A 19,598-nucleotide genomic window follows, 5' to 3' on the forward strand; every position below is an offset into this window, starting at 1 on the left:
GGGGATTAATCATGGATTATATCAAACCACGTGAAGTGCTGAACGCTATGATTGAAAGCGGCAAGAACAAAGCAGAGTTATCTATCCTGCAGTTATTGGTGAGAGGCAGTCTGGGTGGAGCGATTCTGGCTTGTGCTACTACACTTGCATTTACAGCTGCGGCGCAGACCGGGATTCCTATGGTAGGAGCTATTATTTTTCCGGTAGGGTTCGTAATGATTATTCTACTTGGTCTAGAGCTAGTGACAGGCAGTTTTGCGCTGATCCCTCTGGCGGTTCTGGAAAAGAAGACAACAACGAAGCGGATGTTGAACAACTATTTATGGGTTATATTCGGACATCTGCTCGGTTGTGCGGTATACGCTGTTCTTTATGGCCTTACGATTACAAAAATGGGCACAGATATGAGTCATCCAATGATTCAAACCCTCATTAATACAAGTGAGGCCAAGACCATTGCCTATAAAAATATGGGTGGAGACGGAATGCTGTTAGTTATTATTAAAGCCATGCTCTGTAACTGGATGGTTACCTTAGGGGCTGTTATGGCTATGACTTCGAGCTCTACCTCCGGTAAAATCATTGCCATGTGGCTGCCAATCCTAACTTTTTTTGGACAGGGGTTTGAGCACACCGTCGTAAATATGTTCGTGATCCCTGCAGGGATGATGCTGGGAGCGAGTGTTAGCTTTGGTGACTGGTGGTTATGGAACGGCATTCCTGTTCTCCTTGGAAATTTTATTGGAGGTGTTCTGTTTACTGGAATTCTATTCTATCTCTCTCAAAAAAATTTCAAGGGCAGTCGCTTAACTCCTGCGTCTGATGTATCGACGGGTCGCGGAGATTCTGTTGTGCTGGAACAGGTTGTGTTGGAGAAAACGATATGAAGCCGGGATGCGTAGCTATAGTTGGAGCGGGACCGGGAGATCCAGAACTTATAACGATAAAAGCGATGCGGCGAATCCAAGAAGCAGACGTTATTTTATATGATCGCTTGGTAAATGAAGAATTGCTTAACTATGCCAAAGCCGGAGTAGTAGTAATCTATTGTGGTAAATCTCCAGGCCAGCATTCAATGTCACAGGAGAAAATTAACGGGCTACTCATTCAATATGCTAGCGAAGGCCGTAGAGTCGTCCGACTCAAGGGTGGAGACCCCTTCGTATTCGGCAGAGGCGGGGAAGAAGCACTGGCTGTCGTGCAAGCTGGTATTCCTTATGAAGTCATTCCGGGTATAACTTCCGCAATCGGTGTAGCCGCTTCCGCTGGAATTCCCCTGACACATCGTGGTATTGCAGCGTCTTTTGCCGTCGTCACGGGTAGTCGCTGCCCTGAGCATGTTGCCCCTATACAATGGAACCGGTTAGCACATAGTGTAGATACTCTTGTTATTTATATGGGAGTTAGTCAATTAAGCCATATTCGTGAACAACTCTTAATACACGGAAAAGATGCCCAAACACCGATTGCGTTGATTGAGAATGGTACATTTGCTTGCCAACGAACAGTGACAGGCACGCTGGAGAATATCGATAAGCTGGCAGTGGCCACAAAGATTAAAAATCCTGCTCTTATTATAGTAGGGGAAGTTGTGAAGGTGAGAGAGCAGCTGATACATTTACAGGGATTAGTGAGATCGGAAATTAGCTAAACACGGGAAAAGTGCTTGATCACAGTGGATAGCAGATGTCGATGTCATGAAAAGATAAAGGAGCAGCGGTTCTCCAATAATAGGAGAACCGCTGCTCCTTTTTTGGAGCGTTGTTTGGCTGCTTTTACACCGCCGAGTCATATTCAGTCTGCTTAAGCTTAAGGACCCGGATGACGTTATTAGCATGTATTTAACCATTTGAGCATGGTTTCGGACCCCAGTGACACTATTCCATATGAAGAGCATGATATTGAGTGATTTTGGTGCCAATTGCGGCTATGGAGTCCGTTAACATTCCAAATGTGAGCTAATGCTGCGTATAAGGTCAGCTGAGTCCTATAGCGGATACGAATCTAGTAAAAAAACAATGTTAGTAGGGGATAAGCACAGTCATTTTATGATGCCTCGCATTTAATAAATGGAGAGGATGTGATGAGATGACAGAAGGCGAGTTTATAGCGAAGATTGCAAATTTTGCTGTAAAGGACATGCAGCTCACTAAGGTTCCCGCTTCGTTAACCATTGCTCAAGCGGCTCTGGAGTCAGGCTGGGGCAGCAGTGGATTGACTGTGAAAGCGAATAATTTGTTTGGGATCAAAGGAAGTGGACCTGCTGGCAGCATTACTGTACAAACTACTGAATATATTAACGGTAAAGCTGTTAAAGTTAATGCCCCTTTTCGAGCCTACAACAACTGGGGAGAATCTATCGCGGATCACTCCGACTTGATTGTGAATGGAGTCTCATGGAATCGCAACCTTTACAGCAAGGTTCTCGGTGCGAGTGGCAAGGTGGCCGCACAAGAGATTGCCGCAGCTGGCTACGCTACTGATCCGAACTATGCAGCTAAGCTGATTCAAATTATGAATACCTATAATCTGTATAAATATGATGACAAATCCATGGGAGGAGATGATGAGATGTCCGCAGAGGATAAGCAAAAGCTTGTTAGTCTAGAATCGGAAGTAAAGGAACTGCGTGCCCTTATTGCAGTTCTTACAGCTAGCAGGGATACGTTGAAAACAGGTGTGCAAGAACAGGGGCAGTCGATCACTAAGCTTACAGATCGGGTGGCATTAAATGAAAATCGAGCAGTCATGAATGTCCCTGCATGGGCTGAGGCGGCTGTGAAAACAGCGACTGCGGCAGGACTTCTCGATACTCCATCGGGTGGCAGTTACGATTTCTATCGCATATTAACGGTGCTGAACCGTGCAGGTTTACTTGTAACAGAAAGTGAAAAATGAAATAAGGAGGATTAAAAAACATGTATAACGATGCTCTCAACAGTGTGCTTGCCTTTGCTTCAGTCCTAGCTGTTTTTGTAATGGCACTAGTACAACTTGTGAAGAATAGCATTGAACTTCCGCGGAACATTGTGCCAGTTGTGGGGTTGGCTATTGGCTTGCTGGTTGGAGCAGTTGCCTATCCGTTCACTGATATGAATCTGATTCTGCGACTCTGGGCGGGGGGGCTTGCGGGACTATCAGCGACCGGGTTGTTTGAACTGGCGTTTAATAAAAGGGATGGGACGAAAAAAGATGATAAATAGATTTTGCCTATGAGTTTTATAAAACAATCGTTTTACACTGGTAATGTGGCTATGCATTCTATCGAGAACACTAATATATTATGGTATGCCAATATATAAAGGGGGTGCAACGATGGGAACTTACCTTGATGCAAGAACATCTCAAAATGCCAGCCTCGCCAACTCTATATCTATTCCTATTACGGTACTTAACACGCCGCAGCTCTTTGGACAGATTGGGTTGTTAACGGCTGGAGTGACTACCAATCCACGCGTTCTTCTTAAAGGAACGATATCTGTAACGCTTCCGTTAGCTTTAGTAGGTATCACAATTACGATTGTAAGAGGAACTTTGGCTACTGATCCAAAAGTGTATTCTGCTACTTCTACTTTTTCTCTTAGTCTTCTGGCTCCGCAAGTAATAACCTTTTCAGCAGCGGATTTCTTACCAGCCATTACACCTCAGCTCACTTATACAGCATTTGTATCTTCTAATCTTCTCGGTACAGTACGTGTGGGTCCGGAAAGCTTTGATGGTATTTTAGTTTCTGATTAGATGTTGAGCTCATAACCTCGCTGGTAGCCCAGTGGAGGTCTTTTTTTTAACCGTACGCCCAATCTTCTAGGGGGATAAATACATATTATATATTGTATTCTAAATACGGAGGAGGTCTTCTCATGGGTGCTGAATATGGTCAGGTTGGTGGCGCTTTTACTTCTACAGGCGCAATCTTAGTATTGTTCATCTTATTAGTAATTATTACAAGTGCATGTATGTTCTAAATTTCTAAAATAGCAGGGCTCCATGTTGGCATTTTGCCGACTTGGGGCTTTTTTTGTAAATGTTGTGTCCATTAAAGCAATATAAATTAATAAATTAAAAGAATACTAATCACGTAGTGAATAACATGAGTTTACAATACTGTGATTTTGAATATTCAAATATACATGGTATCTTAGTCTGATAACATAGATTAATACTGTTAAATTTTATTTAGGAGAGAGCTAGTTTGAAGAAAAAAATGATGATCGGAATTTCTTCTGTTATTGTACTTTTAATCATTGTTGTGACTGTGGGAAGTTTTTATTTCTATCATGTTGCTATTGCACGTGCTTCAAAGGATTTCTTAAATGAAAGCCCTGACCTGCAGTCCAGTCCAGAGGTAGAACAATCTAAAGATACCTCGAAGGCAGACCAAGAGTGGTGGGATACCCAGAGCTTTGATAGATGGGAGATAGATTCTGATGACGGAATACAGCTTAAAGCGTACTATTTAGCTGCCCCTGAACATTCCGATAAGACAGTGATTGTTGCTCATGGGTATGCTGGAAATGCAACTCAAATGAGTGGATATGCCAGAATGTATTATGAGAGACTTGGATATAATATTTTGCTGCCGGATGCCAGAGGACATGGTGAAAGTGGCGGTGACTATATCGGATTTGGATGGCCTGAACGTAAGGATTACCTGAAGTGGATTCAGAGTGCCCTAAAAGCAAATGGTGAGGATACACAGATCATCCTGCACGGTGTTTCCATGGGGGGAGCTACCGTTATGATGACAAGCGGAGAGGATTTACCAGCTAATGTTAAAGCAATTGTGGAAGATTGCGGTTATACCTCAGTGAAGGACGAGCTTACCTTTCAATTAAAAAGAATGTACCATCTCCCCGCCTTTCCAATTGTAGATACGACCAGTATGCTAACAAAGATTCGGGCAGGTTATTCCTTTAGTGAAGCCTCGGCTTTAGAACAGGTGAAGAAATCTAAAACGCCAACCCTGTTTATTCATGGCGATAATGATACTTTTGTTCCTACGGAAATGGTTCATACCGTATATGAAAATAGTCCGGTCGAGAAGGAGCTTTACATCGTTCCTAATGCGGGCCACGGAGAAGCTTTCCGCATGGACCCGGTTAAGTATGAGAGCGTAGTTACTGAGTTTATCGGAAGATTTGTGAAATAGTTGCTGCTGAAAAGGCTGCCGAAAGGGTAGTCTTTTTGTGTTTATAAAACCGTTAAACATAAATTCGGGGCCCTATCTCTAGGGCCCCTTTCATGGGAGATGATAAGGAACCTGTTTTTACACATCCGTTATACTTAATAAATGCCCGTGTTAAAAGGGTTTTATAAAAATTTAGTTCATACAATATCACACTGTATCACACTATATAAAATCATTTGCCACCTTCTGTGCCACCCTGAGAGGCAGAAGAAGGCCTTTTTGCAAAGACATCATCGAACACCGCAGCTGCTGCCACATCAGCGGACTCTATAACATGTCCGTATACATCCATTGTGGTGCCTATCTTGGAGTGTCCTATTCGCTTAGATATAATCTTCGCATGAATCCCACGGTTAATCAGAATTGTAACTGAGGTATGCCGGATATCATGAAATCGGATATATCTTAAACCGTGCTTCGCAACAAAACTTCTCCACTTATCCGTGATTGTCTTAGGGTAATAAGGCATACCAGTCGGGTGGCAAAAGAGAAAACTATACTTTTCATTGACCCATTCCTCAGAATTCTCTTCACGCATCTTGTCCCATACTGCTTTATACTCCTGGAGCTCAATCATCAAAGACTCTGGGATATTGATCCTTCTGATCGAGCTTTCATTTTTAGGTCTTTTTATATTTGGTACGGAGTCCTTGAAATTAGGTATGGATTGTCTAATCTCTATCTGTCTTTTCTCAAACTTTATGTGCTTCCACTCCAGTCCCAACAACTCAGCTCTTCGCATCCCCATAGTAAAAGCAAGGCTAATTAATACGCCGAACTGAAAAGTTGAACCATTTTTAAACTGCATCGGACCAGATTCCAATGCTGAGAATACTAAGTTTGACTCTTCTTCGTCATAAACGTTAATGATCTTTCGAGGTGCCTCTTTCGGTTTTGGTACATCACTCATCGGGTCGGGCTTTAACCCATACCATTCAGTAGCCTTTACGAACATACTCTTCATGACTCTGTAGACATAAACCTTAGTAGGCGCACCAACACGTTTTTTCTTATCCTTCAACTCTTTAAGATCTTGGATAAATTCAATTATCTCAAAAGAAGTGATGTCATTTATATAGGCCTCTTTAAAGTAGGGAAGTATACGTTTTTCAGCATGATGTAAGTAACTCGTTTGCGTGGTATCTTCTAAATCCACGAGTACAAATTCTTGTTTCCAGCGTTCAATCAGTGTTTCCATCTTTACCTTATTGCTTCTACTTACAGCTTTAAGTCCCTGTTCAGTGTGTAGACCTAATTCAGCCATAAACTTTATTAACTCTTTCTCTGCAACCCGTTTTGACTTGGTGTGAACAACTTTAGTTTTTCGGACTCTCTTTTTCTTTCGTGTTCGATTGCCGTTTTCATCGAGCTTGAAATCTGTCGGTTCCAAGTCAACAACTAACCTATATGTGCCATTATCTCTTTCCTCAACCCATGGCATATAAACGCCTCCCTTATTATGTTAAATATTGTATGTAATTACCGCTGTCCAATGTGGGTAAATATGCCAAAATTCGACAACAAATGTTGTAAGAGTCTGCTATATTAGGTATGTGAAGTAATAATATACGTATGTATGTATTTAACAGTTACGATTTATCGGAACTTTACCGTAAGAGCAGCTACGCTACTCTGCTACCGCCAGCCCCACACAAACAGATCATCCACACTACATCGGAGGTGATGAGCTATTATTATAGCCCGCGTGATTGTAATGTTGTATTTCTGAAGATTAACAATTTCAGAAATACGCTGTTTACTTATACCGGTTACTTCAGCAAGCCATTGCTGATTTTTCCCTAGTCGGTGTAAGTGTTCGGGGATGCGGCAGCGTACGGGTATAGGCTCCATCGTACGTTACCCCTTATTTAATTATAGTTTATTTGAGATTTACGAACAAGCGTTCCTGTGTTACTATAATATTACAATCTTCTATGACTGGACGTGACACCTATGAATGACGAATTCATGGTTATATTTGGCGAATTTGAAGAGCTAGAAGATGAGCGCCCAGAAGATGTGTTCGCTTTTATAAAAGAGACTTACAAAAGACAACTTAATCTTCAGCAACAATCCTAATCATCTTTTCTAACATTTCTTTCTTATGGGGATCGGTTAAGTCGATTTTATACTTCTCAACTAGCTCCCTAATCACTCCTTCGGATACTGTCTTTGGTACTTCTGGAGTGACTCGTTTTTGAAGATCATTTTCTAGTTGTTCATATACCGACTCATCGGTGTAGCCATCGGCGTACATATCACTGGTTAAAGTTAAAATGCCTTCAGAATGTGGGCGCCCTAACAAGAAGTCCACAGTAACCCTGTGAAAGACAGCAAGCTTATCGAGCATTTCAATATCAGGATTTGATATGCTTTGTTCCCAAGCATTGTAACGAGCTCTTTTAACACCTAATGCTTCAGCCATTTGTTCTTGGGTAAGACCTTTTTTATTTCTTAATGCGGCGATCCTCTGGCCCAACTTCATAGTCTTAATCAAACCTTCCTTTTTAAATGGTAATTTTTTTATCAAAATGTATTGACGATAATATTATTATCAAATATAATCAATGTACGGCAAAGGAGGTGGTGAGTAATATGACCAAACGGCGACTGAAACTAATCGCTTGTCGTGAGAAAATCGGTGATCGAAAAAAAGTTGCCGCTGATTTAAACATCTCTGTTGTTTATCTTAGGATGCTTGAAACCGGAGCGTTAAAACCAGGTCGCGACTTGATGCTTAGGATATCCAATTATTTTGAAAAGCCTTTGGAATACCTGTTTCCCGATTTGTTTTCTCAAGACGGGTCTGTTTAGCTATGCCCTACATGATAATATTATTATCTTTCCTGATTATAGGCGATAAAAATATTATCGTCAATATGGTGACCTAAAATTTTCTTTTTTATTCCAATTGATAATATTTTTATCAATTTAGCGGCTAGGAGGAAAATTACGATGACCGCGAACGATTTAATTAGTGAGATTAAAGAGCGGCTTATTGCAGAGATAATGCCGGTTGCAAAAAAGAGCGCCGATATACAGTACGCTGACCGAATTAAAAAAGCTACATTATCTGCTGATGAAGCAGCTGAGTATATCGGCATCTCTAAAACTCTTCTTTACACAATGGCTAAGGAAAAAAGAATCCCGTGGTTCCCTGTAGGGGTTGCAGGGTCACAGAAACCCCAAATGCGATTTAGGCTATCGGCGCTGGACAGCTGGATGGATGACCAAGAAAAGATGAATTATCAGAACTCTTGAGGTGATTAAATTGCAAATTAACATTCAAGCCGAATTGGCTGCTGCTAAGCATCACCTAGATCGTGCTATCCAGGCAAGTGATACCCATCATCTTAGTAAGCTTGGTGCAGCACGATATGAAATCGTTGAAACAATGATTCGGATGCATAAGGAGGCTGAAATAAATGCCGCAACAAGCTGTGTCAGCTGACCAGATGTGGAGACGTATGGAGCTTCGCCGAAGACGGTGGCAAATCCAGAATGGACGTTTGCTAGTAGATGAGCCTGAGGCTGCGGTCTGGTGGCTGAATCGAGAGATCGCGGAATTGGAGGCGGGACAGTGAAGACTCTGCACTTTACTTATGATCCATTAGCTCTTATCAGAATCGTTCTACAACGATTTGTGGAAGAGACGATTCAAGGGAAGTTCTACAAAGCGAAGCAATTTGCCTGTTATGAATACCTGACAAAGCTATCCGATGAAGGTTTGGAGAATCTGCTTCATGAGTACACGAAGCGACATGAGCTTGAAGCCATCACCTTAGCAGATTGGCGGAAAGACGGGAAGCTGATCTTCGACATCATATTTGAACTTCCGGAATACCAACAGCTTGAGATCGACTTCAAGAAGCGTGGATATGGATCAACGGGTCTCGGAGTACTAGATGTGGGGAGAAACACCTTCTATGACTGCGCGTTCGTTCAGCACTGGCCGACAATTCAGCGCATCATTGAAACAGAATACCCCAGATATCATGAACCACTTCAGAAGATGTATATCTTCGAATCCCTGATGGAACATGACGGGGTAACTCGTGAAGAATTGGAAAACTTCATCACGAATAACTTTGAGCTGTTCGGTGGCACCAAGCCGCTACAGGAATACTTGTAAGTCCATGAGGGGGAGGTGAGACAGGAAAATGAGTAAAGTAACTGGTCCACTTGAAGTTGTTGATTATTGCGCTAACCCGAAATGTGAAGCCGAAATTCTACTAGGTCAAAGAGTTGTAAAGCACGGAAAGGATCTCTACTGCGGTAACAACTGTTTGTGTAGGGCCTTGGTGCTGTTGTGATCAAAGCAGACGATAACCTTGAAAGGGGTGATGCTTCAAGTGAACACGAAAATGACCCAACGGGGTAGGAGCCGTTAGGTCATCGATTCAAATATTACATTATGAAGCCAGTGTAACACTTAACGAATTATCTTTCAAGATGAAGGAAGGGATAAGAATGATCGGAATCCATCCTATTCATCGCCGCTTAGCTGCACTTACATTCAAGTCTGATATCCAACCGCTCTCTGAAGCAGAGCAAATCGAACTATTCCAATGTCTTAAAGTTAACGCACAGATTGTCTATCAACTTGATAAATACAAGTCTTTGTCCTTTTTGGCTCATGAGACTGGTGATTTTGATTGGGAAATGGATCTGTGTGCAAGGATCGAAGCTATTGAGAACCGCATGAAATAAAAATTAGGAGGACTCATACATGCCCGTACAAATAACGATTACTGGTGAAAACGCGAAGGAAGCCTTGCAGGAGATTGGTGGGCTGGCATTTGCTTTGGTTGGAGCTGCTGCACCGGAAACCAATAAGTCAGCTAAGACCCAGACACAGACCGCGCCGAAAACTACTGAAAAGAAAATAGAAGATCCTGTGAAAACTCAAGTCAGTTCTGAGCCGGAGACTCATCAAAAAGAGGTCACTGGTGACAAGGAGAACATTCCTACTATTGTGGAGCTCCGGGAAAAAGCTGCGGCAGTTGCTAAAGCGGATAAGGCAAACGGTCCAAAAATCAAGACTATGCTTTCTGAGTATGGGTATGACGCCGTGTCGAAAGTGGATGAAAAAGACCGCGCAGCTGTCATGAAAGCTTTGGAAGTTATATGAATGCCCCTGCTCACAGTGAGCGGGCTCATGCCCTATTAGGCGCTTCGAAAGCTAGTCAATGGCTCAACTGTCCACCTAGTGCCAAGCTGCAAGAGACCATCCCAGAGTCTGAAAGTGATTTTGCCAAAGAGGGCACTGTCGCTCATGAGTTGGCTGAGGTAAAACTGCAGTTGCTCCTTGTGCCGAATAACTCCAAACGGCGTAAGGAGCTAGAGAAGGTGCTCGCCAAGGTGAAAGAAAATCCATTCTACTGTTCAGAAATGGAGTCAGCTACTACCGATTACACCGATATCGTGGCTGAGCGCTTCATGACTGCGAAAGCTCGATCTGTGGACGCCGTGATCTTATTTGAAGAACGGCTGGACTTTAGTGAATGGGTGCCGGATGGTTTTGGCACTGGTGACGTTGTGATCATCAGCGATGGTGTCATGGAAGTTATTGACCTGAAATATGGAAAGGGTGTATCGGTGTCAGCTATCGGTAACTCACAAATGCGACTCTATGCTTTGGGCGCTTGGCAAGCTTATGACTTCCTCTATGGAGTTGAGGAGATCCACATGACTATTGTCCAGCCTCGCCTGGATTCAGTCAGTACCGACGAGATGGCAACACTTGCATTGTTGGAGTGGGCAGAGAATATTGTTCGTCCGGCTGCTGCACTGGCCGCGGTTGGAGAAGGCGAGTTTGCTCCCGGTGATCACTGCCGCTGGTGCAAGGTGAAAGCGAACTGCCGCGCTCGTGCTGATGCGAACATGGCTGCTCTGGCTTATGAGTTCAAAGACCCGGCGCTACTGACCTTGGAGGAGGTCGGCTCCATCCTATTCGTAGCAGAACAGCTTAAGACTTGGGCGAAGGACGTAGAGGACTATGCGTTTTCTCAGGCTAAGAATGGGCAGCAGATTCCACTTTGGAAGTTGGTAGAGGGGCGGAGTAATCGAGTCTTCTCAGATAAAGAGGCGGTCAAGACAAAGTTACTAGACGCTGGATTTGAGGCTGATAAGATCCTCAAGCCGCGAGAATTAGTGGCACTGGGAGAACTGGAGAAAACGATTGTTGGCAAAAAGCAGTTCAAAGAGCTGCTTTCAGATTTGGTCATTAAGCCATCTGGCAAACCAGTTCTTGCTCCAGAGAGTGATCCACGGGCAGAACTTAACAGTGTCGATAAGGACTTTGCGAACGAAGAGTTCTAAAACGTAAACACCTGAAAAATTCATAATAGAAACCCATAAAGGAGAATGTTCAAATGGCAGAGGTTAGCACAAAGATTATTACTGGTAAGGTTCGCCTGTCCTATGCAAATGTCTGGGAACCGACAGAAGATGACGGTGGTGTGCTCTGGTACAACACATCTATCCTTATTCCAAAGGATGACAAAGACACGCTTCGTAAGATTAAAACAGTTGTAGATCATCTCAAGGAACAAGCAAAGGCCAAATATAACGGCAAGCTTCCAACGAATTTCAAATCACCGTTGCGGGATGGTGACGATGAGAAACCAGACAATCCGGAATACGCCGGACAGTATTTCTTTAGTGCTAAGAGTAAGAACAAGCCTGGGATTGCGAAGCCTGTTGGGAAGAACGGAGACGGAACAACAAAGTTCCAAGAAATCAGTGATACTACAGAAGTTTATTCTGGTTGCTATGTCAGAGTCAGCATTAACTTTTACCTTTTTGACACTAAGGGTAACAAGGGTATTGCAGCCGGTCTAAATAATATTGTCAAGGTGCAAGACGGTGAGTTCTTGGGCGGACGCAGTAACCTGAATGATGATTTTGCAGGAGTGGAATTCGATGACGACATCGTAGATATCAGCGGTGATGAGGACTTTTTGAATTAATCAGTCTAGAAGGGGATGCCGCAAGGGTCCCCTTTTCTTAACCATAAATACCGGAGATGGAGGAAGGAATGTGACTGTTCTTCAAATAGATGTAGAAACATTCTCAAGCGTGGACTTAAAAAGCTGTGGTTTGCACAAGTATGTCGAATCCTCAGATTTTGAAATTTTACTATTTGCTTATGCCTATGATGATGAGCCTGTGACGGTTGTAGATCTTACCGACTTTCAAGAACTGCCAGACTTTATTCTTAATGATCTGATTGATCCAGCTATTACAAAGACCGCCTTCAATGCAGCATTTGAACGAGCATCTATTAAACGTCATTTCGGAGTCGAGTGTAATCCGTTTCAGTGGCGTTGTACAATGGTCCACTCGCTGACACTAGGGCTTCCAGGGTCGCTGGATCAATCGGCTAAGGTTCTGGGGCTTGATGCACAGAAGGACAGCAAGGGTAAGGCACTGATCAAGTACTTCAGCGTTCCCTGCAAGCCTACAAAAGCCAATGGTCAGCGAACACGGAATTATCCGCACCATGATCCTGAGAAGTGGGAGGATTACAAGAGTTATAACGGTCAGGACGTTGTTGTTGAACGCGAAGTACGGTGGAAACTGGAGCGTTTCCCTGTTCCAGAACGGGAGTGGCGATTGTGGGCACTAGATCAACGGATTAACGATTCGGGCGTCCGACTAGACCCGACACTGATCCATCATGCAATTGCTTGTGCGGAGCAGTACACCGCTCGATTGGTCGCTGAGGCTCGGGAGCTAACAGGACTGGATAATCCGAACAGCTTGTCTCAGGTGAAGGCCTGGTTAGCTGAACGCGGGCTGGAGACGCCTGACGGGATGGGTAAGGAGTTTATGCCTGTACTGTTGGACGCCGCACCTGACGAAGAGACACGGCGCATGTTAGAGCTTCGACAGGAAATGGGAAAGACCAGTAATTCAAAGTATGACGCCATGGCGCGGGCTCTTTGTTTGGATGACAGGGTGCGCGGGATCTTGCAGTTCGCAGGTGCCGGCCGCACTTGGCGATGGGCTGGACGAAATGTCCAGATGCATAACTTGCCTCAGAACCACATCGAAGATCTGCAGCTTGCGCGGGAAGTGCTCCGGTCTGGAGATTATGAACTCCTTGAGCTTTTATATGGCGCGTTACCGTTTGTACTTTCTCAACTGGTCCGAACAGCACTGATCCCTTCTGAAGGTAGCACTTTCAAGGTTGCAGACTTTGCAGCAATCGAGGCTCGTGTGATTGCTTGGCTGGCTGATGAACTGTGGGTACTGGATGTATTCCAAGGACACGGCAAGATATATGAGGCTACAGCTTCCCGTATGTTCGGTGTTCCTCTTGAAACCATCGTTAAGGGCCATGAGAACTACCGTTACCGTGCGCCGGGTAAAGTCGCCACGTTGGCTTGCGGCTTCGGGGGTGGGGCAGTGGCACTGGAGAAGATGGATAAGAACAAGGAAATTTCGCCAGATCAATATGATCGACTGGTTAGACAGTGGCGGGATGCCAACCCAAAGATTAAACAACTCTGGTATCGTGCAGAGGCTGCGGCAATGGAAGCTGTTCAGTGTAAATCGATAGTAGAACTGGCGCATGGAGTTCGTTATCGCTATGCAGGCGGAACATTGTTCGCAGACCTACCGAGTGGGCACAGCCTTTCGTACCCGCAGGCAGAAATTAAGTTTGATTCCAAGTTTCAAAAAGACGGTCTGTCCTTCTACGCACTGAATGACCGTAGTCAATGGGTTCAGCAACGCACCTGGGGTGGAACATTAGTAGAGAATTTAGTTCAAGCAATTGCTCGTGACTGTCTGGCTGAGAGTATGTTTCGCCTTGATGATGTTGGCTACACAATTCCACTACATGTTCATGATGAAATTGTAGCAGATTGTCCGAAGGGATTTGGATCGGTGGAGGAGATGACGGAGATAATGAGTCGGCCGATTGATTGGGCGCCAGGACTGCCCTTGAAGGCAGCCGGCTTTGAATGTGAGTTTTACCAGAAGGATTAAAAATAATCTCGAAATTTGTACTTTCAAGATGTAAAGTGCGAGGTTAGTACTATATTTAAAAATTTAATCACAGTGCATTTGAATTTTTAGTAGAATTCCCCAAACTTTTAACAAAAATATAGTTATCTTCTAGAGAATTGGAATCTACCTTTTTAATTAGATTTTTTTGCTCAGCTTTGGATATTACTGTATCTGCTATACTTTCAGCGATATCAGTGTCCATCTTAGGGAAGCGTAGTAGTCTAATTAAATTCGTTCTTCTTCTGCCTCTGCCTCTGTAAGAGTCCATTAAATAAATCATCAAATGTTCTTTAGTGAAGATTATCGGTACTGACTCTTCAGTATCATTTCTTACTTCATTAGCTATAAAACTTTTAAAAACTTTATTCTGATAGAATGCTGTATTCGTATTTCGCAGAAATCTTTCTTGCTTTTGTTCAAAACTGTATAAACCATACCATAAAATCACAGTTCCCATTAAAGCGTAAAACCAAATATAAGTAAACATTAAGCTTTCTACGTTAATTAACTGACCTAAAATAGGGTGATCTTTAACTTGATTGGGGAAAATCCACATTGCACTAAGTACCGCAGTTATAGTTGCAGTTGTGATTTTTGGTAATCTGAATTTTTTTCTAATAACTCCCATACTTCTATCCACTCTTTGAGCAAATATTAGGTCAGTGTCTCTACTACTTGTTGTCTGTGCTATTTGCTTAGTAAATGTTTCAATAAGTTCTTTTGCATCATTTACTGTTATTAAAGACGTACCAGATGCTGTTTGTTTATCAATAAATTCTATCGCACCATTGTACTTATAGTATTGTTCTTCGGTATCCGGATCAATAAATGCTCCGCCATTTTTATCAGGATGAATAGCCGCCATTTTTTTTACTAATTCAGTTCTTAATTCTAAGAGAGTGTATCCTTTTAATTCAAAATCTCTTTTGATTGACTCTATGTCCATGTATATTCCTAACACCTTTCTGTGCTGAATTGTTAACTAAGGGATAATATACCATAGAAAGATTGGAAGGTGAATATTGGAAGTGAGTGCTGTATTGAAATAACCAGAACAGTATTTATTTGAGTAGAAAACAGATTGAGGTGACACCATGCAAGAGCTAGATATCAGCTTTGGTAAGAGCCGAAGCGACACCAACTGGAAAACAGAATACTTGTCATGGGACGAATTTGTAGACCGGCTACGCAAAGTTCGCCGGACTGCCGAGACGACCGCCGAATATGATCGTTGGGATAATATCCGGCGCGGTAATGCCAAGGATGGACCTGCATTTGTTGGCGGACTGGTTCGAGGTGGTCGGCGCAAAAAAGAGAACATCGACAGTCGCTGGCTGATTACACTGGATGTGGATCACGGGGATGAAGATTTCTTCTCCATGGTAGATCTGATGATTGGTGGCACCGCCTACGCGATTTATACCACTCATAGCTACCGTCCCGATCGGCTTAAGTACAGGTTCATTCTTCCTGCAAGCCGGGCAATGACACCGGATGAATACGCAGCGGTCAGTCGGAAGATGGCAGAGATAATCGGTATGTCCTATTTTGACAAGACAACATTTGAGGTGCATCGACTGATGTTCCTCCCCTCTTGCTCTAAAGATGCTCAGCCGCCTGAGATGGTGGTTGCTGAGGGTGAACCTGTAGACGTTGACGCGTTTCTCGCAGAGTACACAGATTGCGCCGATGTGATGCAATGGCCGAGACATCCAGATGAGAAGTCAGGCCCACAACTTAACAGTAAGAAGGTGCAGGATCCCCGGGAGAAAACCGGAACGATCGGACTGTTCTGCCGGGCTTATGATATTGAGGAAGGCATAGCGGAGTTTCTTTCCGAGGAGTATAGTCCGGGTTCTATGCCTTACCGCTACACATACAACCGAGGCACCAGCGGGAACGGCTTGGAAGTCTTCCCAGATCAGGAGCTCGCTTATTCACATCAAGATAGTGACCCGGCAGCGGATGGTCGCAGTTACAATATATTTGACCTAGTTCGTATTCATAAGTTTGGTCATCTAGACGAACGAGTGAACGAGAAGACCAATATCTCCAAGTTACCAAGCGTTACGGCTATGGAGTCCTGGGCTATACAGCTACCAGAAGTTAAACGGGAGCGCATGGCGGAGATCCAGGAGTCTTTCGGTGAATTCAACGATGATCCGGAGGAAGACAGGGAAACTGAAGACGATTCTTGGAAGGATAAACTGGAGTTTCATAGTAAGACTGGTGATTTGCTTTCAACCGCAGGGAATGTGGAACTGGTGTTGTCGCACGAGGAGTGGCGTGGGGTGCTCGGATATGATGCTTTCGGTAATACGGAAGTGATCCGGCGCCCGTTGCCCTGGAGAGATCGAGAACGTGCTCACTCTGATTACGAACCTTGGCTTGGGGCAGATGACAAACGACTGCAACACTGGTTCGCCAAAGTACACAAGCTGCGCGGTGCTGCTACCATTCAAAACGCTTTTACTGAGGTCGCCCATACTAATAAGTTCCACCCCATAAAAGAATACATCGAAGAACAGACATGGGATGGAGTGTCCCGAGTAGATACGTTCTTTATTGACTATCTGGGCGCTGATGATGATCACTATGTCCGGCAGGTGACCCGAAAGTCGATTCTGGCAGCTGTTTCGCGGCTTTACCGACCTGGATGCAAGTTTGACGAAATGCTAGTACTAGTAGGTCCGCAGGGAGCCGGCAAGAGTAGTCTTTTGGCTAAGCTGGGCCGTAAATGGTTTAGTGACTCTCTGCGCACGTTCGAGAATAAGGAAGCCGGGGAGCATCTACAGTCTGGATGGATCTTTGAGATTGGAGAATTGTCAGCCATGAAGAAGTCTGAGGTGGATGAGGTTAAGGCGTTTCTATCGAAGACTGAGGACCGTTACCGGGTGGCCTATGACCGCCAGGTGTCGGAGTTTCCTCGCAAATGCGTTTTCTTTGGAACAACAAACACCCGTGATTTCTTGAGAGATACCACAGGGAACCGCCGCTTTTGGCCTGTAGAGGTGTTTCCTGATAGAGCAAAGTTTAGCCATTGGGAGCACTTAACAGATAACCTGGTAGGCCAGATATGGGCGGAGGCGCTACAGCTATTTAAGGCGGGGGAATCTTTGGCGCTGGATAAGCTTTCTAAAGATGAGGCGCTGCGGCTGCAAGCTGCACATATGGAAATTGATCCGCGCGAAGGTGTTATTCAGGAATGGCTGGACAGCCCTGTTGGTGATGAGTTCGGGGAGATCATGGGTGATCAGCGTAATCGGGTGTGTGCATCCCAAATATGGACAGAGTGCCTACACAATAGAACCGGGCAGTTGTCCAGGTGGGAGGCTCGTGAGATATGCGACATTATGCGCCGCATGCCAGGGTGGGTAGAACGCAAAGGTAAGGCCCGCATACCAGATTACGGGGTGCAGCTAGTTTTTGAGAGAGCTTCAGCATTGTATCCATATCTAGTGAAATGAAGCAACACTGTGGAAACATCGGCAACACCGTAAGTTGCTTCATGTTGCTGATAGTTGCCATGAGAATAGTAGCCTGTGGAAACACCACAAACCATTGATACATCAGAATTTATATTCATAGGTTGCTAATGTTGCTATATAAACTCTCTGTAACAATGAATATTAAATAGCATAGGAACAGGTAATATATGTAAATACGTATTCCTATGCTAACGTGAATAGCGCTCTATACGCGTGCACGTGAACCAACAGCAACGGAGGTTTTGATTATGCTGGAAAGAGAAATAGAATCTGCGCTTGGTAAGTCAGTCAAAGCTCTCGGAGGTCTTTACTGGAAATTCGTCTCCCCCGGGATGAACGGCGTACCGGATAGAATAATTGCTTTACCTGGCGGGCTGACCGTATACGTTGAGCTGAAGAAGCCTGGAGAACAACCCAGACCTTTGCAGCTGAAACGTCACCAAGAGCTTCGTGAACGTGGGCACCTGGTATACGTGATTGATACACTTGAAGGTGTACACGCCTTTATCCAAGAGGTGTGCATCCATGGAGTATAAGGCTCACACCTATCAGGATTACGCAACACTCCGGATCCTGGACACCAACTTTATCGCCTTGTTGCTTGAAATGGGTCTTGGGAAAACGGTAAGCACCTTAACAGCCATTGACCGATTACTATATGACCTTTTCGATGCGTCACGGGTACTAGTCATCGCACCACTTCGAGTAGCAGAAGACACTTGGGCACGGGAGACTGCCAAATGGGATCATCTGCAGCATTTGCGAATCTCAAAGGTACTGGGCAGCGCAGTCGCCCGCCGCAAAGCACTGAAAGCTGATGCGGACCTTTGGGTCATCAATCGCGAAAATGTGGAGTGGCTTGTCAGCGAGTATGGTAGTGAATGGCCGTTTGATACGGTTGTTATCGACGAATTGTCCAGTTTCAAGAATCCGAGTTCCAAAAGGTTTAAGGCACTGCGAAGAGTACGGCCCTTCATGAAGAGGGTCATCGGTTTGACGGGCACACCCGCACCAAACGGACTAATGGATCTTTGGGCACCCATGTATCTGCTGGATCAGGGAGAACGCCTTGGTAAGACGATCACCAGTTATCGGGATCGATATTTCAATGCTGGTAGTCGCGGTGGACATGTGGTCTACGAGTGGAAAGAGAAGGAAGAAGCTGAGGATCGGATATACGAAGCGATCGGTGATATCGCCGTCAGCATGAAGGCTGAGGATTGGCTAGAGCTTCCTGAGCGAATTGATCGCACAATTCCGATTCCGTTATCTCCAAAAGCCCGGGAGCAGTACAAGAAACTAGAACGCGAGCTGCTACTGCCGTTCATTGATTCCGATGTCGTGGCGAACACTGCCGCCGTACTGTCTGGGAAGCTGCTGCAAATGGCATCGGGAGCTGTGTACGACGAAGACAAAGGTGTTAAACATATCCATGATGCAAAACTAGATGCATTAGAAGACATTATCGAAGCAGCTAACGGTAAGCCTGTCATGGTGTTCTATAACTTTAAGCACAGTCTAAGTCGGATCCAAGTCCAGTTCCCACAGGCGCAGATCCTACGAAAAGGAGCAGCTGGTAATGAAGATATTAGGGCTTGGAACAATGACGAAATCCCGCTGCTGCTGCTTCATCCGAAGAGTGCAGGACATGGGCTTAACCTTCAAGATTCTAGTTGCCGGACTGTTGTATGGTTCGATCAGATTTGGAGCTTGGAGGAGGACCAGCAGGCTAATGCCCGTGTGCATCGGCAGGGAGTTAAACATAACATCGTCGTGGTCCGGCTGGTGGCCGAAGATACAATGGACGGAGAAGCAGTTGATGCACTGGAACGTAAAGCTGACGGTCAAGATTCTTTAATGGCAGCTGTCAAAGCACGAATTGATAAAATAGCAAAGGAGTGAGC

Annotated in this window: 24 protein-coding genes; 21 read left to right on the forward strand and 3 right to left on the reverse strand. The window is 44.5% G+C overall.

The window, feature by feature from the left end; genetic code table 11:
• Positions 1-11: 11 nt before the first annotated feature.
• The 7 genes from NYE72_RS13305 to NYE72_RS13335 all read left to right on the forward strand — a co-directional run bounded on the left by NYE72_RS13305 (position 12) and on the right by NYE72_RS13335 (position 5,149).
• Positions 12-887, forward strand: a complete 876-nt coding sequence (locus NYE72_RS13305; RefSeq protein ID WP_076143994.1) for a formate/nitrite transporter family protein — start codon at positions 12-14, stop codon at positions 885-887.
• A complete protein-coding gene (gene cobA, locus NYE72_RS13310) occupies positions 884-1,651 on the forward strand; it encodes a uroporphyrinogen-III C-methyltransferase (protein WP_038570588.1) in 768 nt (255 codons plus the stop codon). Before NYE72_RS13305 ends, cobA begins: the two co-directional genes overlap by 4 nt.
• Before the next feature lie 437 nt (positions 1,652-2,088).
• On the forward strand, positions 2,089-2,898 hold the full coding sequence (locus NYE72_RS13315) for a glycoside hydrolase family 73 protein (protein WP_339211856.1): 810 nt from the start codon (positions 2,089-2,091) through the stop codon (positions 2,896-2,898).
• 20 nt (positions 2,899-2,918) lie between these two features.
• On the forward strand, positions 2,919-3,203 hold the full coding sequence (locus NYE72_RS13320; protein WP_076101776.1) for a holin: 285 nt from the start codon (positions 2,919-2,921) through the stop codon (positions 3,201-3,203).
• Between the two features lie 112 nt (positions 3,204-3,315).
• Positions 3,316-3,738 carry a hypothetical protein gene (locus NYE72_RS13325; protein WP_036686469.1) on the forward strand — a complete coding sequence of 141 codons (423 nt, stop codon included), beginning with the start codon at positions 3,316-3,318 and terminating at the stop codon, positions 3,736-3,738.
• Positions 3,739-3,860: 122 nt separating this feature from the next.
• Entirely contained in the window at positions 3,861-3,965 is a 105-nt protein-coding gene (locus NYE72_RS13330; protein ID WP_080742482.1) for a sporulation protein YjcZ, read from the forward strand.
• Between the two features lie 227 nt (positions 3,966-4,192).
• Positions 4,193-5,149: an alpha/beta hydrolase gene (locus NYE72_RS13335; protein WP_339211857.1), complete on the forward strand. Its 957-nt coding sequence runs from the start codon at positions 4,193-4,195 to the stop codon at positions 5,147-5,149.
• A 211-nt stretch (positions 5,150-5,360) separates the two neighbouring features.
• Here NYE72_RS13335 and NYE72_RS13340 read toward each other — a convergent pair whose 3' ends face one another.
• Positions 5,361-6,629: a site-specific integrase gene (locus NYE72_RS13340; protein WP_339211859.1), complete on the reverse strand. Its 1,269-nt coding sequence runs from the start codon at positions 6,627-6,629 to the stop codon at positions 5,361-5,363.
• 512 nt (positions 6,630-7,141) lie between these two features.
• Here NYE72_RS13340 and NYE72_RS13345 point away from each other — a divergent pair.
• On the forward strand, positions 7,142-7,267 hold the full coding sequence (locus NYE72_RS13345; protein ID WP_339211861.1) for a hypothetical protein: 126 nt from the start codon (positions 7,142-7,144) through the stop codon (positions 7,265-7,267).
• Here the strand turns inward: NYE72_RS13345 and NYE72_RS13350 are convergent.
• Entirely contained in the window at positions 7,245-7,673 is a 429-nt protein-coding gene (locus NYE72_RS13350; protein ID WP_076275789.1) for a helix-turn-helix transcriptional regulator, read from the reverse strand. The two genes, NYE72_RS13345 and NYE72_RS13350, sit on opposite strands and share 23 nt — an antisense overlap.
• A 110-nt stretch (positions 7,674-7,783) precedes the next feature.
• Here NYE72_RS13350 and NYE72_RS13355 point away from each other — a divergent pair, with 110 nt between their 5' ends.
• The 10 genes from NYE72_RS13355 (at position 7,784) to NYE72_RS13400 (ending at position 14,185) form a co-directional block, all read left to right on the forward strand.
• The gene (locus NYE72_RS13355; protein WP_076275788.1) at positions 7,784-8,002 is read left to right on the forward strand and encodes a helix-turn-helix transcriptional regulator; all 219 of its coding nucleotides are present in this window, start codon (positions 7,784-7,786) and stop codon (positions 8,000-8,002) included.
• 141 nt (positions 8,003-8,143) lie between these two features.
• Positions 8,144-8,449, forward strand: coding sequence for a helix-turn-helix domain-containing protein (locus NYE72_RS13360; RefSeq protein WP_339211862.1), 306 nt, complete (start codon positions 8,144-8,146; stop codon positions 8,447-8,449).
• Between the two features lie 10 nt (positions 8,450-8,459).
• Positions 8,460-8,639, forward strand: coding sequence for a hypothetical protein (locus NYE72_RS13365; protein ID WP_339211863.1), 180 nt, complete (start codon positions 8,460-8,462; stop codon positions 8,637-8,639).
• On the forward strand, positions 8,614-8,772 hold the full coding sequence (locus NYE72_RS13370) for a hypothetical protein (RefSeq protein WP_339211865.1): 159 nt from the start codon (positions 8,614-8,616) through the stop codon (positions 8,770-8,772). Before NYE72_RS13365 ends, NYE72_RS13370 begins: the two co-directional genes overlap by 26 nt.
• Positions 8,769-9,320 carry a hypothetical protein gene (locus tag NYE72_RS13375; protein WP_339211866.1) on the forward strand — a complete coding sequence of 184 codons (552 nt, stop codon included), beginning with the start codon at positions 8,769-8,771 and terminating at the stop codon, positions 9,318-9,320. The genes NYE72_RS13370 and NYE72_RS13375 overlap by 4 nt, the downstream gene beginning before the upstream one ends.
• Before the next feature lie 338 nt (positions 9,321-9,658).
• A complete protein-coding gene (locus NYE72_RS13380; RefSeq protein ID WP_339211868.1) occupies positions 9,659-9,898 on the forward strand; it encodes a hypothetical protein in 240 nt (79 codons plus the stop codon).
• A 19-nt stretch (positions 9,899-9,917) separates the two neighbouring features.
• Complete coding sequence (locus tag NYE72_RS13385; protein WP_339211870.1) at positions 9,918-10,319, forward strand: hypothetical protein; 402 nt, start codon at positions 9,918-9,920, stop codon at positions 10,317-10,319.
• A complete protein-coding gene (locus NYE72_RS13390) occupies positions 10,316-11,509 on the forward strand; it encodes a DUF2800 domain-containing protein (RefSeq protein ID WP_339211872.1) in 1,194 nt (397 codons plus the stop codon). Before NYE72_RS13385 ends, NYE72_RS13390 begins: the two co-directional genes overlap by 4 nt.
• Positions 11,510-11,562: 53 nt before the next feature.
• Positions 11,563-12,159, forward strand: coding sequence for a DUF2815 family protein (locus NYE72_RS13395; RefSeq protein WP_339211873.1), 597 nt, complete (start codon positions 11,563-11,565; stop codon positions 12,157-12,159).
• A gap of 70 nt (positions 12,160-12,229) precedes the next feature.
• Positions 12,230-14,185, forward strand: coding sequence for a DNA polymerase (locus NYE72_RS13400; RefSeq protein ID WP_339211874.1), 1,956 nt, complete (start codon positions 12,230-12,232; stop codon positions 14,183-14,185).
• A 67-nt stretch (positions 14,186-14,252) separates the two neighbouring features.
• On the opposite strand, the gene NYE72_RS13405 is transcribed toward NYE72_RS13400, so the two are convergent.
• The gene (locus NYE72_RS13405; protein ID WP_339211876.1) at positions 14,253-15,152 is read right to left on the reverse strand and encodes a hypothetical protein; all 900 of its coding nucleotides are present in this window, start codon (positions 15,150-15,152) and stop codon (positions 14,253-14,255) included.
• 148 nt (positions 15,153-15,300) lie between these two features.
• Here NYE72_RS13405 and NYE72_RS13410 point away from each other — a divergent pair, with 148 nt between their 5' ends.
• The 3 genes from NYE72_RS13410 (at position 15,301) to NYE72_RS13420 (ending at position 19,596) form a co-directional block, all read left to right on the forward strand.
• A complete protein-coding gene (locus NYE72_RS13410; RefSeq protein WP_339211878.1) occupies positions 15,301-17,673 on the forward strand; it encodes a virulence-associated E family protein in 2,373 nt (790 codons plus the stop codon).
• 269 nt (positions 17,674-17,942) lie between these two features.
• Positions 17,943-18,230, forward strand: a complete 288-nt coding sequence (locus NYE72_RS13415) for a VRR-NUC domain-containing protein (RefSeq protein WP_339211880.1) — start codon at positions 17,943-17,945, stop codon at positions 18,228-18,230.
• Positions 18,220-19,596 carry a DEAD/DEAH box helicase gene (locus tag NYE72_RS13420; RefSeq protein WP_339211881.1) on the forward strand — a complete coding sequence of 459 codons (1,377 nt, stop codon included), beginning with the start codon at positions 18,220-18,222 and terminating at the stop codon, positions 19,594-19,596. The genes NYE72_RS13415 and NYE72_RS13420 overlap by 11 nt, the downstream gene beginning before the upstream one ends.
• Positions 19,597-19,598: the final 2 nt, after the last annotated feature.

Source organism: Paenibacillus sp. FSL L8-0333 (assembly GCF_037965665.1).
GTDB classification, from domain to species: domain Bacteria; phylum Bacillota; class Bacilli; order Paenibacillales; family Paenibacillaceae; genus Paenibacillus_AQ; species Paenibacillus_AQ odorifer.

Excerpts from the sequence above, each read along its gene's own strand:
- NYE72_RS13415 (WP_339211880.1), top strand. The coding sequence starts at position 17,943 with ATGCTGGAAAGAGAAATAGAATCTGCGCTTGGTAAGTCAGTCAAAGCT.
- NYE72_RS13350 (WP_076275789.1), bottom strand. The coding sequence starts at position 7,673 with ATGAAGTTGGGCCAGAGGATCGCCGCATTAAGAAATAAAAAAGGTCTT.
- NYE72_RS13385 (WP_339211870.1), top strand. The coding sequence starts at position 9,918 with ATGCCCGTACAAATAACGATTACTGGTGAAAACGCGAAGGAAGCCTTG.
- NYE72_RS13305 (WP_076143994.1), top strand. The coding sequence starts at position 12 with ATGGATTATATCAAACCACGTGAAGTGCTGAACGCTATGATTGAAAGC.
- NYE72_RS13390 (WP_339211872.1), top strand. The coding sequence starts at position 10,316 with ATGAATGCCCCTGCTCACAGTGAGCGGGCTCATGCCCTATTAGGCGCT.
- NYE72_RS13395 (WP_339211873.1), top strand. The coding sequence starts at position 11,563 with ATGGCAGAGGTTAGCACAAAGATTATTACTGGTAAGGTTCGCCTGTCC.
- NYE72_RS13380 (WP_339211868.1), top strand. The coding sequence starts at position 9,659 with ATGATCGGAATCCATCCTATTCATCGCCGCTTAGCTGCACTTACATTC.
- NYE72_RS13345 (WP_339211861.1), top strand. The coding sequence starts at position 7,142 with ATGAATGACGAATTCATGGTTATATTTGGCGAATTTGAAGAGCTAGAA.
- NYE72_RS13320 (WP_076101776.1), top strand. The coding sequence starts at position 2,919 with ATGTATAACGATGCTCTCAACAGTGTGCTTGCCTTTGCTTCAGTCCTA.
- NYE72_RS13340 (WP_339211859.1), bottom strand. The coding sequence starts at position 6,629 with ATGCCATGGGTTGAGGAAAGAGATAATGGCACATATAGGTTAGTTGTT.
- NYE72_RS13355 (WP_076275788.1), top strand. The coding sequence starts at position 7,784 with ATGACCAAACGGCGACTGAAACTAATCGCTTGTCGTGAGAAAATCGGT.
- NYE72_RS13330 (WP_080742482.1), top strand. The coding sequence starts at position 3,861 with ATGGGTGCTGAATATGGTCAGGTTGGTGGCGCTTTTACTTCTACAGGC.
- cobA (WP_038570588.1), top strand. The coding sequence starts at position 884 with ATGAAGCCGGGATGCGTAGCTATAGTTGGAGCGGGACCGGGAGATCCA.
- NYE72_RS13410 (WP_339211878.1), top strand. The coding sequence starts at position 15,301 with ATGCAAGAGCTAGATATCAGCTTTGGTAAGAGCCGAAGCGACACCAAC.
- NYE72_RS13325 (WP_036686469.1), top strand. The coding sequence starts at position 3,316 with ATGGGAACTTACCTTGATGCAAGAACATCTCAAAATGCCAGCCTCGCC.
- NYE72_RS13420 (WP_339211881.1), top strand. The coding sequence starts at position 18,220 with ATGGAGTATAAGGCTCACACCTATCAGGATTACGCAACACTCCGGATC.
- NYE72_RS13405 (WP_339211876.1), bottom strand. The coding sequence starts at position 15,152 with ATGGACATAGAGTCAATCAAAAGAGATTTTGAATTAAAAGGATACACT.
- NYE72_RS13370 (WP_339211865.1), top strand. The coding sequence starts at position 8,614 with ATGCCGCAACAAGCTGTGTCAGCTGACCAGATGTGGAGACGTATGGAG.
- NYE72_RS13360 (WP_339211862.1), top strand. The coding sequence starts at position 8,144 with ATGACCGCGAACGATTTAATTAGTGAGATTAAAGAGCGGCTTATTGCA.
- NYE72_RS13315 (WP_339211856.1), top strand. The coding sequence starts at position 2,089 with ATGACAGAAGGCGAGTTTATAGCGAAGATTGCAAATTTTGCTGTAAAG.